This is a genomic window from Streptomyces sp. NPDC001381 (assembly GCF_042895685.1).
Lineage (GTDB): Bacteria > Actinomycetota > Actinomycetes > Streptomycetales > Streptomycetaceae > Streptomyces.
The window spans coordinates 726,810-743,923 of record NZ_JBIAWO010000004.1; the positions used below are offsets into that span (position 1 = coordinate 726,810).

Sequence of the window (17,114 nt, forward strand, 5' to 3'; positions counted from 1 at the left end):
GCCGGGCAATTGGCTGTTCGTCGTACAGGCGTTTCACTCCGGATACCGGGCGCGACCCCTTGGTCACCGATCGGGTTCCGGATCTTTCAGCCAATTGACCAGTTCGGTGGAGAAAGCGACCGGATCCTCCTCGTGCGGGAAGTGACCCAGGCCGTCGAACAGACGCCACCGGTACGGCGCCTCCACGTACTCGCCGGAGCCGGCCGCGCTGCGGGTGCGCATCACCGGATCGAGGGAGCCGTGCAGATGGAGCGTGGGGACGCGCACGGGCCGCTTCATGCGCCGGTAGAACTGGACGCCGTCCGGCCGGGCCAGCGAACGCACCAGCCACCGGTAAGGCTCCACCGAGCAGTGCGCGGTGGAGGGGATGCACATGGCGCGCCGGTACGTCTCCAGCGCGTCGTCCTCCGGCAGGCGTGGCCCGGACCACTCCCGGATCAGCCGGGCCACCAGCTCGCCGTCGTCGGCGGTGAGCTGCCGCTCGGGGATCCACGGCCGCTGGAAACCCCAGATGTGGGAACTCGCGGCCGACTGCCGCACGTCGGCGAGCATCGCCGAGCGCCAGCGCCGGGGGTGCGGCATCGAGGCCACCGCGAGCCGGCGGACCAGCTTCGGGCGCATCACGGCCGCCGTCCACGCGAGGTAGCCGCCCAGGTCGTGGCCGACGAGCGCGGCGTCCGGCTCGCCGAGGGAGCGGATCACACCGGTGATGTCGAGGGCGAGGTTGGCCGGGTCGTAGCCCCGGGGCGTACGGTCGCTGCCGCCCACGCCCCGCAGGTCCATGGCGACGGCCCTGAAGCCCGCGTCGGCGAGGGCGCCCAGCTGGTGCCGCCAGGTCCACCAGAACTGCGGGAAGCCGTGGACGAGCATGACCAGCGGCCCGTCACCGGCCTCCGCGATGTGGAAGCGGGCGCCGTTCGCGGCCACCTCGCGGTGGGTCACCTTGGTGCCGCAGGCGAAGTCCGGGCGTACGACCGAGGTGTGTTGCGCCGATGGGGTGGCGGGGTCCGTCATGACGACGAGCGTGCCACAGCCTCGATGGCTTCGGGGACACGGTCCTGCGTCAGCTCCGGCCGGGGGTGCGGCTTGGCCTTCTGCAGGACGCCCGCGCTCTCCTTCATCGACGCGGCCACCTTCTGCGGGCCCTGGCTCTTCTTGGCCTTCTTCGCGAAGGCCGTGCCGATCAGCACGAGGAGGAGCGCGACGAGCACGTTCGCCGCGAAGGACAGCAGGAAGCAGATCGCGAGGTTCCAGTCGCTCCAGGTCCGAATGCCGTACGCCAGGGCGAAGTTCAGCATCGGCAGGGAGAACAGCAGGACGGCGCCGGCCACCGTGAACGCTCCGCCGCTCGCCGCGCCGCGCTTGACGTCCTGCTTGAGCTGCGCCTTCGCCAGCGCGATCTCGTCGTGCACCAGCGCCGACAACTCGGTGGTGGCCGAGGCGAACAGCTGGCCGATGCTGCGTTCGGCGCCGACCGGGCTGCCGTCGGGTGCGCTCATCGCGGTCTCCCTCTTCTGCTGCTCTGTGTTGCTGGTCTGTGTTCGGCTTCTTTTGTACCGTCCCGTCAGATCATGCCGGACGGTCGCCGTCCTCGCCTGCCCCGCCCGGTACTTCGGCCGCCATGGGAGGCGCGGATCCCCTCTTCACGGCCTTCTCACCGCTTCCCTCCACAGCCTCGTCCGCACCCGTCTCCCCGCCCCCGGCCCCGCCGCCGTCCTCGTCCCCGTCCGCCTCTCCGGCTGTGGCCCGGGTGATCTCCTCGGCGATCCGGCGGTGCTCGGCGGCCTTGCGGTCGTAGATCTCGGCCATGCGGAGGTGGTACGCCGGGTCGTCCTCCTCGTAGACGTCCGGGATGCCGTCGCTGTCCTCGTCGCGCTCCTCGGCCTCGTAGATCCGGCGATACTTGGCGTTGCGCAGCTTCAGCAGCACCGTCGCTAGGGTCGCCGCGATCAACGAACCGGTCAGGACGGCGGCCTTGACCTCGTCGGTCAGGGCCGCGTCGCCTTCGAAGGCCAGTTCGCCGATCAGCAGGGAGACCGTGAAGCCGATGCCGGCCAGCGAGGCGACGGCGAGGACGTCCGCCCAGGCCAGGTCCTCGCTGAGCGAGGCCCGGGTGAAGCGCGCGGTCAGCCAGGTCCCGCCGAAGATGCCGATCGTCTTGCCCACGACGAGCCCGAGGACGACCCCGAGGGTCTCGGGCCTGGTGAACACCTCGCCCAGCGCACCGCCCGAGATCGACACCCCGGCGCTGAACAGCGCGAACAGCGGCACGGCGAGGCCCGCGGAGAGGGGGCGCACCAGGTGCTCGATGCGCTCGCCGGGGGAGTGTTCCTCCCCTTCACGGGTGGTGCAGCGCAGCATCAGGCCCATGGCGACGCCGGCGATGGTCGCGTGGACGCCGCTGTTGTACATCAGCGCCCAGATGACCAGCGCGAGCGGCACGTACACGTACCAGCCGCGCACGCCCCTGCGCAGCAGCACCCAGAAGACGGCGAGGCCGGCGACCGCGCCGCCGAGCGCGGCGAAGTCGATGGTGTGCGTGAAGAACACGGCGATGATCAGGATCGCGAAGAGGTCGTCGACGACGGCGAGCGTGAGCAGGAAGGCGCGCAGGGCGCTCGGCAGCGACGTACCGATGACGGCGAGCACGGCGAGCGCGAAGGCGATGTCGGTGGCGGTGGGCACGGCCCAGCCGCCCGGATCACCGCCGCCGGTGAGGGTGGTGAGCGTGTAGACCAGAGCCGGTACGGCCATCCCGCACAGCGCGGCCACCACGGGCAGCGCGGCGGCCTTCGGGTCTTTCAGATCCCCGGCGACCAGCTCGCGCTTGAGTTCGATGCCGGCGACGAAGAAGAAGACCGCGAGGAGGCCGTCGGCCGCCCAGTGCTCGACCGAGAGGTTCAGCCCGAGGGCCGCGGGGCCCAGGTGGAAGTCGCTGACGCTCTCGTAGCTCTCGTGCAGCGCGGGGATGTTCGCCCAGATCAGCGCGGCCACCGCGGCGACGAGCAGCAGCACACCGCCGACGGTCTCGGTCCGCAGCGCGTCCGCGACGAAGGTCCGCTCGGGGAGGGAGAGACGGTCGAAGACCTTGCGGGCGGCGGTGGAGCGGGGCGCGGTCACGGGGAGACCTCCGGTTGGCGGGCAGCACTGAGCACATGCCGACCAGACTTCCCGGCGCACCTTGTTTTCCTTAGTTTACCTAAGATGCGCGGAAAAGGATCCGGTGATCCCCACGGTAGGGGCGAAACGGGCACCCGGCGCACTGTCGCCGGGTGCCCTCGCGGAACTGGTCCTCAGTCCGCGCTCGCCGTCCTAGTCCTCGCTCGGCGTCGCCGGAAGCTTCGCCTGGATGAGGTCCATGACCGTGGAGTCGGTCAGGGTGGTCACGTCGCCGAGCTCACGGTTCTCCGCGATGTCCCGCAGCAGCCGGCGCATGATCTTGCCCGAGCGGGTCTTGGGCAGCTCGGTCACCGGGTGGATCTGCTTGGGCTTGGCGATCGGTCCCAGTGTCGTGCCCACGTGGTTGCGCAGCTCGGAGACCAGGTCCTCGGACTCGGCGGCGGTGCCGCGCAGGATCACGAACGCGACGATCGCCTGTCCGGTCGTCTCGTCGGCGGCGCCGACCACGGCCGCCTCGGCGACCGACGGGTGCGACACCAGCGCCGACTCCACCTCGGTGGTGGAGATGTTGTGCCCCGACACGAGCATCACGTCGTCGACGCGCCCGAGGAGCCAGACGTCCCCGTCGTCGTCCTTCTTCGCGCCGTCGCCGGCGAAGTACTTGCCCTCGAACCGCGACCAGTAGGTGTCGAGGAACCGCTGGTCGTCGCCCCAGATGGTGCGCAGCATCGACGGCCACGGCTCGGTCAGGACCAGATAACCGCCGCCGCCGTTGGGCACCTCGTTCGCCTCGTCGTCGACGACGGTCGCGGAGATACCGGGCAGCGGTCGCTGCGCCGACCCCGGCTTGGTCTCGGTGACGCCCGGCAGCGGCGAGATCATCATCGCGCCGGTCTCGGTCTGCCACCAGGTGTCGACGACGGGGGTCCGGTCGGCACCGATGTGCTTGCGGTACCAGATCCACGCCTCGGGGTTGATGGGCTCACCCACCGACCCCAGCACCCGCAGGCTGCTGAGATCGAACTTCGCGGGGATGTCGTCGCCCCACTTCATGAACGTCCGGATCGCGGTCGGCGCCGTGTACAGGATCGTGACCCCGTACTTCTGGACGATCTCCCAGAAGCGGCCCTGGTGCGGGGTGTCGGGCGTGCCCTCGTACATGACCTGCGTCGCGCCGTTCGCCAGCGGCCCGTAGACGATGTACGAGTGCCCGGTGACCCAGCCGACGTCGGCGGTGCACCAGTACACGTCGGTCTCCGGCTTGAGGTCGAAGACCGCGTGGTGGGTGTACGCGGCCTGCGTGAGGTAGCCGCCCGAGGTGTGCAGGATGCCCTTCGGCTTACCCGTCGTACCGGACGTGTAGAGGATGAACAGCGGGTGCTCGGCGTCGAAGGCCTCGGGCGTGTGCTCGGCCCGCTGCCGCTCCACGATCTCGTGCCACCACACGTCCCGCTCGTCGTTCCACGCGACCTCCTGGCCGGTGCGGCGGACCACCAGCACGTGCTCGACGTTGTCCACGCGCGTGACGGCGTCGTCGACGGCCGGCTTCAGCGCGGACGGCTTGCCGCGCCGGTACCCGCCGTCGGAGGTGATCACGACCTTGGCGTCGGCGTCCTGGATCCGGGTGGCCAGGGCGTCCGCCGAGAAGCCGCCGAAGACGACGGAGTGCGCCGCGCCGATCCGGGCGCACGCCAGCATCGCGATCGCCGTCTCCGGGATCATCGGCATGTAGACCGCGACCCGGTCGCCCTTCCGGACGCCCAGCTCCAGCAGCGCGTTGGCGGCCTTCGACACCTCGTCCTTGAGCTCGGCGTAGGTGATGGCGCGGCCGTCGCCCGGCTCACCCTCGAAGTGGATCGCGACCCGGTCGCCGTGTCCGGCCTCCACGTGCCGGTCCACGCAGTTGTACGCCACATTGAGCCGGCCGTCCTTGAACCACTTCGCGAACGGCGGGTTCGACCAGTCCAGCGTCTCCGTCGGCTCCTTGGCCCAGGTCAGCCTGCGGGCCTGCTCGGCCCAGAAGCCGAGCCTGTCAGCCTTGGCCTGTTCGTACACCTCCGCCGTGACATTGGCATGTGCGGCCAGGTCGGCGGGCGGTGCGAACCTGCGCTCTTCCTTGAGCAGGTTGGCCAGGCTCTCGTTGCTCACGACATCTCCCTCTCGAAGGGTGTCCGTTGTGTCCCAGGCCACAGCTCATCAGAACCGGGGGGCCGGTGACAAGGGTCGACGGAAAATTGGTTTAGACCTGTCCCGGGTTCGGGTGGGCCGGGTTCATCCGTACCCACGGACCGGGACCGGGCGGAGTTCAGCCGGTGTAACGCCTTTCACACGCTTTGCCCCAGGGGAGCTCACCGGCTCGGCCCGGGGGTCGGCCTTGGCAGGGGGTGGTGCCCGCCCGGAGAGGGAGCGGGCGGGCGCCACCCGTCACCGTTCACGCCGTCAGGTGCGCCACCCCCACGTGATCGAACAGCTCGTCGCCGCCTCCTCCGGTGAGCAGGTACGTCTGTGCCTCGCCCACGTGGAAGTACAGCCCGTGCAGCTCCAGCGCCCCGGCCCGCAGGGCTCGCGCCACCGACACGTGGGCGCGCAGATGATCCAACTGCTGGACCACGTTGGTCAGACAGAGCTGCTCGACCGCGTCCGCCGGAGCCCGCCCGGCCAGCCGGGGCCAGGGGTGGCTGCCGTCGGCCATCCGCTCCAGGCTCGGCAGCCCGTGCCGCAGCCACCGCTTCAGCGGGGTCTGCTCACCGCCGGGCTCGGAGCCGAGCAGCGCCTGCATGGCTCCGCACCCGGAGTGCCCGCACACGGTGATGGACCGCACCTTCAGCACGTCCACCGCGTACTCGATCGCGGCCCCCACCGAGTCGTCCCCGCTCTCCTCGCCCGGCGGCGGCACCAGGTTGCCCACGTTCCGCACCACGAACAGGTCGCCCGGACCGCTGGAGGTGATCATCGAGGTGACCAGCCGGGAGTCGGCGCAGGTGAGGAAGAGCTGGGTGGGGCGCTGCCCCTCCCGGGCCAGCCGTGCCAGCTCCCCTCGTACCAGGGGGGCGGTGTTCCGCTGGAACGCGCTGATACCGCGGACCAGTTGATGACTGCCGGGCTCCTGGGGAGTGCTGGGCTCCTGGGAGTCGAGGGGTGAGCTGCCGGGGGCCGTGCCGCCGGGGGCCGTGCCGTCGGGGGTGAGGGGCCCGGGGCCGGTGGAGGTGGGGGCGGGGGAGCCGGGGTCGGCGGATGCGGGGGCGGTGGATGTCGCGGTGGTGGATGTGGTGGATGTCGCGGTGGTGGATGGGGGAGTGCTCGGGTGAGGTTCGGGTTCGGTGGACGAGGGCTGATCAGCCGCCCCGGTCCGGCCGGTCGTTCCCGCGGAGAGTTCCGCGGGGTGTCCGCCGGGAACGGTGCCGGGAGCACCCACCGGCTCCTCTGCCGCGGGCCCGCCGGGGGAGACGCCGGACGCGGGCGCGGAGCGCGGGACCTCGCACTGGTGGTTGCGCCAGGGCGTCCAGGGCCGGCAGCGGCAGTCGGCCAACGGGGTTCCGGCTCCGGGGGCGGCCGGGGCGGGCGGCTCAGTTCCTGCGGTCCCGGTCCCGGTCCCGGCACCGGCACCGGCGGCGGCCGGGGTGATGGTCCCCGTGCCGAGCCGACGACCGGTCAGCTCGACGCTCCCGCCCTGCGCGGTGTGCGTCTTCTGCCAGTCCTGCAGGGCCTCGTAGGCCGCGTGGTCCATGAAGGAACCGTCCAGCTCGACCACGGCAGGGCTTCCGTGGGGCACGAGATGCAGGGCTCGGCTGAGCCGCGGCACCGCGAGGAACGTCAACTGGCCGCGCACCTGGATGTGATGGACCCCTTCCCGCTCGTCATGCGTGATGCGGGTGTGGGCGAGGCGGTTGAGGGCGACGGCGACCGCCACGGCGATCCCCAGGATCACGCCCTGGAGGACGTTGAGGAAGACCACGGCGAGGGTGGTGGCGGCGTACACCAGCACCTCTCGGTGGCGCGTCACCGTGCGGATGTGGTGCAGGGACACCATCTGGATGCCGACGGCCATCACCAGGGCGGCGAGGGAGGCGAGCGGGATGAGCTCCAGGATCGGGACCATCAGCAGCGCGGCGACCACTACGAGAACGCCGTGCAGCATCGTGGAGTTCCGGCTCACGGCGCCGGCGTGGACATTCGCCGAACTGCGCACGGCCACCCCCGCCACCGGCAGTCCGCCGAGTGAGCCGGAGACGATGTTGGCGGCTCCCTGACCGAGCAGCTCGCGGTCGAGGTCGGAGCGGCCGACACGCGGGGCGCGGGTGGCGGGAGAGGCGACGAGGCCGGGCCGGGAGGCGATCAGCTTGTCGACGGCGACCGCGCCGAGCAGCGACTGCACGCTGCACACCAGCGTGATGGTGAGGACGGCGGCGGCGACGCCGAGCGCCGGGCCCTCGGGCAGTCCCGCCAGGGCATGGCTGCGCCAGGAGGGCAGGTCGACCTTGGGGAGGGTGAGGCCCGCGAGGGACGCGGTGGCCGTGGCCCCGGCGACGGCGACGAGGGGTGCGGGCATCGTGCGCAGCAGCCGGCCCGTACGGCCGGGGATGCGCGGCCAGATCAGCAGCAGGCTGAGGGTCAGCACGCTCACCGCGACGGCCGCCGGCTGCAGCCCCGCCAACTGGGCGGGCAGCGCGCGGAGGTTGTCGAGGACGGAGCTCTGCGGGGTGCCGCCGAGGACGATGTGCAGCTGGGCGACGGCGATGGTGACGCCGATGCCGGCGAGCATGCCGTGCACGATGGCGGGGCTGACGGCGAGCGCGGTGCGTGCCACACGCAGACAGCCGAGGCCGAGTTGGGCGACTCCGGCGAGGACGGTGACGGCACAGGTGGTCCGCCAGCCGTAGCGCTGGATGAGGTCGGCGGTGACCACGGTCAGTCCGGCGGCGGGGCCGCTGACCTGGAGCGGGGAGCCGCCGAGCCGGCCGACGACGATCCCGCCCACCGCGGCGGCGACGAGGCCGGCCTGGAGGGGGGCTCCGGTGGCCAGGGCGATGCCCAGGGACAGGGGGAGGGCGATCAGGAAGACCGCGATCGAGGCGGACACGTCGGCGCCCGCGATGCGGAAGCGGCGGCGCGGTCCTGGTGGGGGGCTGTGGGGCGGATGGACGCGCTTCGGGCGCGTCGAGTCGGACGTACGAGTGGGGACGCAGGCTGACATGTTCCCGTCTCCTCCGGGGCAGCGCGGTCGCGGAACTGGTGGTCCCCCGTCGAGGACGGGGGCGGTCGCGGCCGTGGGTGACGGCGTACAGCGGCGGGATGAAAGATCAACGCTCGGTAAAGCGATCGTAATGCAGAGTAAAGGGCGGGCGTGGACTTATGTGGCAAATAGGGCAATGAATCACCCTCACGTGTGATGTGGCCATTTCATCGGCTTGTCGTACTAATTCCTTCTCCGTCCCATGCGACCTTGACCGCGCTGCCGGCTCGCCCCGGCACGCCACCGACAGGACGCCCTCGTCGGCGTGGGCCGAGAGAAGGAAGAAGGTGGGCGGAACATGGCCGCCACCCAGAGGATCGCCGCGGGCGCCGTGGTCGCCGCGACGGTCGCCGCATCGCTCGCCGGTTGTACGACGGGAACCGACGGTTCGAAGAGGGGAGCGCCCGCTCCGCAGAAAGGCGCCCCGGCGCCGAAGAGCGCGGTCCGCCTGATCGGCGACGGCTCCACCGCGTACACCGGACCACAGCCGCACCTGCCGAGACCGGAGCGCATGAAGCCGGGTCAGAAGCCCCCGCAGTTCGTGGTGTTCTCCTGGGACGGGGCCGGCGAGGACAGCCAGAAGCTGTTCTCCCACTTCCGCAAGGTCTCGAAGGCCAACCACGCGACCATGACGTACTTCCTCAGCGGTGTGTACATGCTGCCGGAGGAGAAGGCCGACCTGTACAAGCCGCCCCAGCACTCGCCGGGCCGCTCCGACATCGGCTTCAACGACGAGCAGGGCATCGCCGACACCGTGAAGCAGCTGCGTCTGGCGTGGCTGGAGGGCAACGAGATCGGCACCCACTTCAACGGCCACTTCTGCGGGAGGAACGGCGGCGTCGGCGAGTGGTCGGTCGAGGAGTGGAAGGACGAGATCGCCCAGGCCAAGCAGTTCGTGAGGACCTGGAAGACCAACACCGGCATGCAGGAGGCGGCCCCGCTGCCCTTCGACTACGACAAGGAGCTGATCGGCGCCCGCACCCCCTGCCTCGAAGGCCGGAAGAACTTCATGCGGGCCGCCCGCGAGCTGGGCTTCCGCTACGACACCAGCGGGGTCAACAACCAGCTCTGGCCCCGCAAGAGAACGGGCCTGTGGGACCTGTCGATGCAGCTCGTGCCCTTCCCCGGCCACACGTTCGAGCAGCTCACCATGGACTACAACTTCATGGTCAACCAGTCCGGCACCAGGACCCAGGGCAACCCCGACAAGTACGCGTTCTGGGGCGACCAGATGCGCGAGGGCCTGCTCCAGGGCTTCCGTCGTGCCTACGACGGCAACCGCGCCCCGCTGATCATCGGCAACCACTTCGAGTCCTGGAACGGCGGCACGTACATGCGCGCCGTCGAGCAGGTCGTCGAGACCGTCTGCAACAAGCCGGACGTGCGCTGCGTGTCCTTCCGGCAGCTCGCCGACTGGCTGGACGCCCAGGACCCGGACACCCTGGCCAGGCTGCGCTCGCTGGGGGTCGGCGAGTCTCCCCGGCAGGGCTGGGCGTCCTTCCTGTCCGGTCGCCCCGCCCCGGCCCCGAAGGGCGTGCCCGGCGCTCCGGCCGCCCGGCGGTAGACCTCGCTCGTCCGGGGCCCCGCCGGTGGCACACCGCGGGCGCGGGCCCTAGACGGCGGCCGTGACGCTTTCGCCGAGGACGAAGTGGGGGTCGACCTGTGCGGCCAGGTCGGCCCCGGTGCGTTCGTTGCCCCAGGACTGGGCGTTCTTCAGGTGGAAGTGCACCATCTGACGCGTGTAGCGCTCCCAGTCACGCCGCTCGTAGGCGGCGTCGACGGTCGTCCGCAGCAGGCTCAGGGCCTCACGGTTGGACTCCTCCAGGAGGTCGAACCGGGGCGGCCGGCCCTTCTCCATGGCGCGCACCCAGTCCGAGTGCCCGACCGTGACGAGCAGGTCGTCGCCGACCTCGGCGCGGAGGAAGTCGACGTCGTCCTGACCCTGCACCTTGTTGCCGACGACTTTCAGCTCGACGCCGAAGTCGCGGGCGTACTCCTTGTACTGGCGATGGACGGAGACCCCCTTCCGGGTCGGCTCGGCGACGAGGAACGTCATGTCGAAGCGGGTGAACATGCCGGAGGCGAAGGAGTCCGAGCCCGCCGTCATGTCGACCACGACGTACTCGTCACGGCCGTCCACCAGGTGGTTCAGGCACAGCTCCACGGCTCCGGTCTTGGAGTGGTAGCAGGCGACCCCGAGGTCGGCGTCCGTGAAGGGGCCGGTGACCATCAAACGGATCGCGCCCCCGTCGAGTTCCACGGGCCGGGCGCAGGCGTCGTACACCGGATTGTGCTCGCGGACCCGCAGCAGCCGGGAGCCCTCGCCGGGCGGCGTCGTCTTGATCATCGTCTCGGCGGACCCGATGCGCGGGTTGGAGCCGCGCAGGTAGTCCTTGATCATCGGCAGGTGCTCGCCCATCGCGGGCAGTCCGGCCGCCTCCGCCTCGTCGAGGCCGAGCGCGGGCCCCAGGTGCTGGTTGATGTCCGCGTCCACGGCGATCACGGGGGCGCCGAGGGCTGCGAGGTGACGGATGAACAGGGAGGACAGGGTGGTCTTGCCGCTGCCGCCCTTCCCGACGAAAGCAATTTTCATGTTCACCAAGCGTAGTGCCGCGATGGCTGTACGTGGCGGCGGTGCGTGAAGAAGACCACTCCATCGAGGGGTGTGGGCCGTGGTTGCGTAATGTCGTACTCATGAGTACGACAGGCGCGTCCGCCGATCCGCTCGCGGCCCTGGGCTCGCTGCCCGGTGTGGCCGAGTCCGTGGAGTCCGTGCGCAAGGCCGTGGACCGGGTCTACGGGCACCGTGTCATGCGGCGCCGCAGCACCGAGATCACCTCCGAGGCCGCCCTGCGCGGCGCCCGCGGGTCCGCGGCGCTGTCCGGCGCGGACTGGGCCCTGGAGGAGGTGCGCCGGCGCAGCGACTTCGGCGTCGACGACGAGGCGCGGGTCATGGGGGCCGCGCTGCGGCTGACCGCGGAGGCGGGGCAGCTGCTCTCCATCTGGCGGCAGTCACCGCTGCGGGTGCTGGCGCGGCTGCACCTGGTGGCGGCGGCCGACGGCGGCGACGAGGTCGGACGGCCGCGGCAGGCCGGGGAAGCGGTCGACGAGCCGCTGATCGAGCTGCCGCTGCCCGGCGCGGACGAGCTGGCCGGCCGGCTGGAGGGACTGGCCCAGCTGATCATCGCGGGGAGTTCGGCACCCGCCCTGGTGACGGCCGCCGTCGTCCATGGCGAGCTTCTCGCCCTGCGCCCCTTCACCTCGCACAACGGCCTGGTGGCGCGCGCCGCCGAGCGGATCGTCCTGATCGGCAGCGGCCTCGACCCCAAGTCCGTCTGCCCGGCCGAGGTGGGCCACGCCGAACTGGGCCGGGCCGCCTACCTGGCCGCTCTGGAGGGCTATGTCTCCGGCACTCCGGAGGGCATGGCGGCCTGGATCGCCCACTGCGGCAGGGCGGTCGAGCTGGGCGCCCGCGAGTCGACGGCGGTGTGCGAGGCGCTGCAGCGCGGCGCGGCGTAACGGACGAAAAGTCCCCGTACACGGGTTGCGGCGGTACGAGTAATTCGTACCGCCGCTGGCATGCTCACCGGGTTACCAAGCGTCCTCGATATATTGCCCATCAGGCGGGGATCTTTGCCCGTCACCTGGTGCGGCTGGCCCGTAATCGACGGGTCGACGTCGCGTGGGTGCTCGATGTTCATGCATCGGTCCGTGGGGCCAATTGCGTTATTAAGGTGATCCTTTCGGATGTCCTTGGTCTCGCGGGCCGTTGAGTCCTTTCTACTCCAGGACCATGGCAAGCGGAAGGGTTGCCGCCGGTTCTTTACTTTTGCTGCCAAACAGGCTTCAAACGGTCGCGGCGGCTCAAGCGGTCGCCGCACGGCGACGGCTCGCGTACCAGACCAGTCCCGCGGTGGCGGCCGCCGCGCCTATGGCCGCGGCCGCGACGAGAGCCGGACGGGGCGGAACCGAGAACGACGGGATGCGCTGCTTGAGCCGTACGGGCCGGTGGAAGTCGAGAATCGGCCACCCCCGTGCGACGGCCTCGCGCCGCAGGGTCCGGTCCGGGTTCACGGCGTGCGGATGGCCCACCGCCTGCAGCATCGGCAGATCGGTCGCCGAGTCGCTGTAGGCGTAGCAGCGCTCCAGGTCGTACCCCTCCGAAGCGGCCAGCTCCTTGATCGCCTCCGCTTTCGTCGGGCCGTAGGCGTAGTACTCCACCTCGCCGGTGAAACACCCGTCCTCGCCCACCACCATCCGGGTGGCCACCACTCGGTCCGCCCCGAGCAGTTCGCCGATCGGCTCGACCACCTCGGCGCCCGACGTGGACACGATCACGACGTCCCGGCCGGCCGTGTGGTGCTCCTCGATGAGGGAGGCGGCCTCGTCGTAGATGAGCGGGTCGATCAGGGCGTGAAGGGTCTCGGCGACGATCTCCTTCACCTGTTGGACGTTCCAGCCGCGCACCATCCCTGACAGGTACTCGCGGGTCCGTTCCATCTGGTCGTGGTCCATACCGCCGACGAGGAAGACGAACTGGGCATATGCGGTCCGCAAGGCGGCCCTGCGGTTGATCAGCCCGCCTTGGTAGAAGGACTTGCTGAAGGTGAGCGTGCTCGACTTCGCAATGACCGTCTTGTCCAGGTCAAAGAAGGCCGCTGTGCGGGGCAAGGAGTGGTTTTCCACAACCAAGAGCATAGGGGCAGCCCATTCGGCGTAAGGTGGGCGCGTGGGTTTGCCTGAGAGGGCTCTCGGGTACACCATGGAAGTCACGGATCGTTCGCGACCGTGCTAACCCGGTCCGGCTCCTCCCCCCCCGAGTCGGCCGTGGAGACGACCCCCGCTCTCCCCCCCGGCGGGGGTCGTCGCATGTCCGGGTGGGTTTTCCCGTTCTGTACGCGGTTGTACCGCGCGTTCGAGGCGGCTGAGGCCGCCTCTTCGGCATGTCCGCGTTCCGTCACGGTGGGTAGTCGTCGGACTGCTCTGCGGAAGTCGCACAGGAGATGGTTCAAGCGTCACCGGTTTGGGTGATGGCGATATTCACAACCGCCTGGCTGTCCACAGTTTTCCACCAAGATCCACAAGATTTCCCGGTTCGCCGCACCGTGATTCCGACGCGTTCGCTCGGGCCGAGTTCATGACCGGTTCCGTTTGCCGGGTGCGCGCGGCCGGTTTCTGTCGGCCGTTCATATGGAGACCGGGTCTTCCGGTTCTTCGCACGCAGGGGAATCGCGGGCCGTGAGGGCTGCGCGATCCACAGTCAAAGGGGGACGAAGACCATGGCAGGAGCAGTGACCCACGACCCGCCGCCCGCCGCTTCCGGCCGGCAGGGCAGGCCGCTGATCGTGACGGAGGACACGAACCTCCTCGACGACCTGCTGCGCCTGTGCGCCGCCGCCGGTGCCACGCCGGAGGTGCACCCCTCGGTGCCCGCGCGCCGGGGCAGCTGGGAGGCGGCGCCGCTCGTCCTGGTCGGTGACGACGCGGCGCGCCGGATGCGCGGGGCCGTCCGCAGACGCGGGGTGGTCCTCGTCGGGCGCGACCAGGACGACTCCGGGGTGTGGCAGCGCGCCGTCGAGATCGGCGCCGACCATGTCCTGGTGCTGCCCGACGGCGAACAGTGGCTGGTCGACCGCATCGCCGACGTGGCCGAGGGCGTCGGCCGGCCCGCGCTCACCGTCGGCGTCATCGGGGGCCGCGGCGGCGCCGGAGCGTCCACGCTCGCGTGCGCCCTCGCCGTCACCTCCGCGCGTGAGGGGTTGCGCACCCTCCTGGTGGACGCCGATCCGCTGGGCGGCGGACTCGACGTACTGCTGGGCGGAGAGGCGACGGAAGGGCTGCGCTGGCCGGCGTTCGCCGCCTCACGCGGGCGGGTCGGCGGCGGTGCCCTGGAGGAGTCGCTGCCCGAACTGCACTCGCTGCGGGTGCTCAGCTGGGACCGCGGCGACTGCGTCGCCGTCCCGCCGCAGGCCGTGCGCGCGGTGCTCGCCGCGGCCCGGCGCCGGGGCGGCACCGTCGTCGTCGACCTGCCGCGCCGCATCGACGACGGGGTCGCCGAGGCCCTCGCCCAGGTCGACCTGGGGCTTCTCGTGGTCCCCGCCGAACTGCGCGCCGTCGCGGCGGCCGGCCGGGTGGCCTCCGCCGCCGGCATGGTCCTGCGCGACCTCAGGGTGGCGGTACGGGGACCGTACGCACCCGGCCTCGACGACCGCGAGGTGGCCAGGCTGCTCCGGCTGCCCCTGGCCGGCGAGGTGCCGGTGGAACAGGGCCTGCTGCGGCCGGACGGCGGAAAGGCGCCACCGGGTGCCGCCGCGCGCGGGCCCCTCGCCCGCTTCTGCAAACAGTTCTGGGAGCGTGCGCTGACCGAGGTGGGTGCGCCGTGAGGGCGCTGCCGGGGTTCGGGCGGGGTGTGCGGACGCTGTCCGGGGCTCCAGGGGCTGGGGGCGAGCGGGGTGCTGACCGAGGCGGGTGCGCCGTGAGGGCGCTGCCCGGGTTCGGGCGGGGTGTGGGCACGCTGTCCGGGGCTCCAGGGGCTGGGGGCGAGCGGGGTGCTGACCGAGGCGGGTGCGCCGTGAGGGCACTGCCCGGGTTCGGGCGGAGTGTGGGCACGCTGCCCGGGGCTCCAGGGGCGGACGGCGAGCGGGTGAAGGGGACCGTGCGGCGGACCGGGGCAGGTGGGTCATGAGTACGGCACCGGCGCTGGAAGGGGCGCTGCTGGACGGCGTACGGCAGTGGCTCGCGGCGAGGGGGGCCGAGCCGACGCCCGCCCGCGTGGCGCAGGCGCTGCGGGAGCAGGGGCGGGTGCTCGGGGACGCGGAGGTCCTCGGCGCGGCCGAACAGCTGCGGTCCGAGCTGATCGGCAGCGGGCCGCTGGAACCCCTGCTCGCCGACCCGTCGGTGACCGACGTGCTGGTGTCGGCGCCGGACCGGGTCTGGGTCGACCGGGGCGGCGGCCTCGAGCTGTCCGCCGTCTCCTTCCCGGACGCTGCGGCCGTACGACGTCTCGCGCAGCGCCTGGCGGCGGTGGCCGGGCGGCGACTGGACGACGCCCGGCCCTGGGCCGACGCCCGGCTGCCCGACGGGACGCGGCTGCACGCGGTGCTGCCCCCGGTCGCCGTCGGCTGCACCTGTCTGTCCCTGCGGGTGGTACGGCCGCGGGCCTTCACCCTCGAGGAACTGGTGGCCGCGGGCACGGTGCCGCCGGGCGGGGACGCGGTACTGCGAGCCCTGCTCAGGGCGCGGCTTTCCTTCCTGGTCAGCGGCGGTACGGGCAGTGGCAAGACGACCCTGCTGAGCGCGTTGCTCGGCCTGGTCGGGCCGGGGGAGCGGATCGTTCTCGCCGAGGACTCGGCGGAGCTGCGGCCGGATCACCCGCATGTCGTCCGTCTGGAGACCAGACCCGCCAATCAGGAGGGCGCCGGGCTCGTCACGCTCGAGGACCTGGTGCGGCAGGCCCTGCGGATGCGGCCGGACCGGCTGGTCGTGGGCGAGGTGCGCGGGCCGGAGGTGGTCCATCTGCTGGGCGCGCTCAACACGGGCCACGAGGGCGGCTGCGGGACCGTTCACGCCAACGCGGCCGCGGACGTCCCCGCCCGGCTGGAGGCGCTCGGCACGGCGGCCGGACTCGACCGGGCCGCGCTGCACAGCCAGTTGGCTGCCGCCCTCTCGGTGGTCCTGCACCTCGTCCGCGACCCGGCCGGGCGGCGGCGGATCGCGGAGGTGCACGTCCTGGAGCGGGACCCCTCGGGCCTGGTGCGGACGGTCCCGGCGCTGCGGTGGCAGCCGGACGCGTTCGCGCGGGAGCGGGGTTGGGAGCGGCTTCGGGAACTGCTGCGAAGTCACGGGAACCGAACAGGTGAAGGGCACGGGGAGCGCGATGTACGCGATGGGTGAGGTGCCGTCGGCGGCGGCTGCCGTCTGCGCGGGAGCGGCGGCATGGCTGCTGGGCGGGCCGTACTCCGGGGCCCGGCGGGCGCGGCTGCTGCTCGCCGGAGGCGGGGTGGTGGGAAGCGGGCCGCCGGCATGGGAGGACCTGGCCCTCGGACTGCGCAGGATCCGAGGGCGGTGGCGGGCCGAGTGGTGGGCGCCCGTCGTCGGGCTGGTCCTGGCGGTCGCGGGAGTTTCGGTGCTGCCGCTCGTCGCGGGGGCGGCCGGCGTGCCGCTGCTGCGCCGGATGCGGCGGGCCGCGGAGGCCCGGCGTGCCGGGGAACGCCGGGGAGACGCCGTGATCGCGCTGTGCGCGGCGCTCGCGGGCGAAGTGCGGGCGGGCAGGCAGCCCGGAGAGGCGTTGCGGTGCGCCGCGCGGGACTCCGGAGGGCTGGGCGAGGCGCAGGCGGCGGTGCTGGCGGCCGCACGGTTCGGCGGGGACGTGCCAAAGGCGCTCGCGGGCGCCGCGCGGCAGCCCGGAGCCGGCGGCCTGCTGGGACTCGCGGCGTGCTGGCGGGTGGCCGTGGACCAGGGAGCGGGCCTCGCGGTCGGACTCGACCGTCTGGAAGGGGCGTTGCGTGCCGAGCGCGACCAACGAGCCGATTTGCGTGCTCAGTTGGCGGGAGCGCGCGCCACCGCGGTGATGCTGGCCGGCCTGCCGGTGCTGGGCCTCCTCCTGGGCGCCGCGCTCGGCGCCGACCCGCTGCACGTGCTGCTGCACACCGGGGCGGGGCTGGGCTGCCTGCTCGTCGGCGGGCTGCTGGAGGGCGTGGGGGTGTGGTGGGCGCTGCGGATCGTGCGGAGCGCGGAGGCGGCGTGAGGTGCCGTGAGGCGA

General features: G+C 71.9%; 12 protein-coding genes. 5 read left to right on the top strand and 7 right to left on the bottom strand.

Annotated features, from left to right (window positions below; translation table 11 throughout):
• Positions 1 to 63 precede the first annotated feature (63 nt).
• From ACFY2L_RS21990 to ACFY2L_RS22010, 5 genes are all read right to left on the bottom strand, one after another.
• On the bottom strand, positions 64 to 1,014 hold the full coding sequence (locus ACFY2L_RS21990; protein ID WP_390823120.1) for an alpha/beta fold hydrolase: 951 nt from the start codon (positions 1,012 to 1,014) through the stop codon (positions 64 to 66).
• On the bottom strand, positions 1,011 to 1,499 hold the full coding sequence (locus ACFY2L_RS21995) for a phage holin family protein (protein WP_390659348.1): 489 nt from the start codon (positions 1,497 to 1,499) through the stop codon (positions 1,011 to 1,013). Before ACFY2L_RS21995 ends, ACFY2L_RS21990 begins: the two co-directional genes overlap by 4 nt.
• A gap of 70 nt (positions 1,500 to 1,569) precedes the next feature.
• Positions 1,570 to 3,120, bottom strand: coding sequence for a Na+/H+ antiporter NhaA (gene nhaA / locus ACFY2L_RS22000; protein WP_390659349.1), 1,551 nt, complete (start codon positions 3,118 to 3,120; stop codon positions 1,570 to 1,572).
• A 192-nt stretch (positions 3,121 to 3,312) separates the two neighbouring features.
• On the bottom strand, positions 3,313 to 5,268 hold the full coding sequence (gene acs, locus ACFY2L_RS22005) for an acetate--CoA ligase (protein WP_390823121.1): 1,956 nt from the start codon (positions 5,266 to 5,268) through the stop codon (positions 3,313 to 3,315).
• Positions 5,269 to 5,551: 283 nt separating this feature from the next.
• Complete coding sequence (locus ACFY2L_RS22010) at positions 5,552 to 8,314, bottom strand: SulP family inorganic anion transporter (protein ID WP_390823122.1); 2,763 nt, start codon at positions 8,312 to 8,314, stop codon at positions 5,552 to 5,554.
• 337 nt (positions 8,315 to 8,651) lie between these two features.
• On the opposite strand from ACFY2L_RS22010, the gene ACFY2L_RS22015 reads away from it, so the two are divergent.
• Entirely contained in the window at positions 8,652 to 9,917 is a 1,266-nt protein-coding gene (locus ACFY2L_RS22015; protein ID WP_390823123.1) for a hypothetical protein, read from the top strand.
• Between the two features lie 48 nt (positions 9,918 to 9,965).
• Here the strand turns inward: ACFY2L_RS22015 and ACFY2L_RS22020 are convergent, their stop codons facing one another.
• Positions 9,966 to 10,946: an ATP-binding protein gene (locus ACFY2L_RS22020; RefSeq protein ID WP_390823124.1), complete on the bottom strand. Its 981-nt coding sequence runs from the start codon at positions 10,944 to 10,946 to the stop codon at positions 9,966 to 9,968.
• Between the two features lie 101 nt (positions 10,947 to 11,047).
• Here ACFY2L_RS22020 and ACFY2L_RS22025 point away from each other — a divergent pair, with 101 nt between their 5' ends.
• The gene (locus tag ACFY2L_RS22025) at positions 11,048 to 11,872 is read left to right on the top strand and encodes an oxidoreductase (protein WP_390823125.1); all 825 of its coding nucleotides are present in this window, start codon (positions 11,048 to 11,050) and stop codon (positions 11,870 to 11,872) included.
• A gap of 345 nt (positions 11,873 to 12,217) precedes the next feature.
• Here the strand turns inward: ACFY2L_RS22025 and ACFY2L_RS22030 are convergent, their stop codons facing one another.
• Entirely contained in the window at positions 12,218 to 13,051 is an 834-nt protein-coding gene (locus tag ACFY2L_RS22030) for an HAD family hydrolase (protein WP_390659355.1), read from the bottom strand.
• Positions 13,052 to 13,632: 581 nt separating this feature from the next.
• Here ACFY2L_RS22030 and ssd point away from each other — a divergent pair.
• The 3 genes from ssd to ACFY2L_RS22045 all read left to right on the top strand — a co-directional run bounded on the left by ssd (position 13,633) and on the right by ACFY2L_RS22045 (position 17,099).
• Positions 13,633 to 14,736, top strand: a complete 1,104-nt coding sequence (gene ssd / locus ACFY2L_RS22035; protein WP_390823126.1) for a septum site-determining protein Ssd — start codon at positions 13,633 to 13,635, stop codon at positions 14,734 to 14,736.
• Positions 14,737 to 15,034: 298 nt separating this feature from the next.
• Entirely contained in the window at positions 15,035 to 16,246 is a 1,212-nt protein-coding gene (locus tag ACFY2L_RS22040) for a TadA family conjugal transfer-associated ATPase (RefSeq protein WP_390823127.1), read from the top strand.
• Positions 16,239 to 17,099 carry a type II secretion system F family protein gene (locus tag ACFY2L_RS22045; protein ID WP_390823205.1) on the top strand — a complete coding sequence of 287 codons (861 nt, stop codon included), beginning with the start codon at positions 16,239 to 16,241 and terminating at the stop codon, positions 17,097 to 17,099. The genes ACFY2L_RS22040 and ACFY2L_RS22045 overlap by 8 nt, the downstream gene beginning before the upstream one ends.
• Positions 17,100 to 17,114: the final 15 nt, after the last annotated feature.

Bases quoted from the DNA above. Each gene is read 5' to 3' on its own strand.
- ACFY2L_RS22015 (WP_390823123.1), top strand. From the start codon at position 8,652: ATGGCCGCCACCCAGAGGATCGCCGCGGGCGCCGTGGTCGCCGCGACG.
- ACFY2L_RS21990 (WP_390823120.1), bottom strand. From the start codon at position 1,014: ATGACGGACCCCGCCACCCCATCGGCGCAACACACCTCGGTCGTACGC.
- ssd (WP_390823126.1), top strand. From the start codon at position 13,633: ATGGCAGGAGCAGTGACCCACGACCCGCCGCCCGCCGCTTCCGGCCGG.
- ACFY2L_RS21995 (WP_390659348.1), bottom strand. From the start codon at position 1,499: ATGAGCGCACCCGACGGCAGCCCGGTCGGCGCCGAACGCAGCATCGGC.
- ACFY2L_RS22025 (WP_390823125.1), top strand. From the start codon at position 11,048: ATGAGTACGACAGGCGCGTCCGCCGATCCGCTCGCGGCCCTGGGCTCG.
- ACFY2L_RS22020 (WP_390823124.1), bottom strand. From the start codon at position 10,946: ATGAAAATTGCTTTCGTCGGGAAGGGCGGCAGCGGCAAGACCACCCTG.
- ACFY2L_RS22040 (WP_390823127.1), top strand. From the start codon at position 15,035: ATGAGTACGGCACCGGCGCTGGAAGGGGCGCTGCTGGACGGCGTACGG.
- ACFY2L_RS22010 (WP_390823122.1), bottom strand. From the start codon at position 8,314: ATGTCAGCCTGCGTCCCCACTCGTACGTCCGACTCGACGCGCCCGAAG.
- ACFY2L_RS22030 (WP_390659355.1), bottom strand. From the start codon at position 13,051: ATGCTCTTGGTTGTGGAAAACCACTCCTTGCCCCGCACAGCGGCCTTC.
- ACFY2L_RS22045 (WP_390823205.1), top strand. From the start codon at position 16,239: ATGGGTGAGGTGCCGTCGGCGGCGGCTGCCGTCTGCGCGGGAGCGGCG.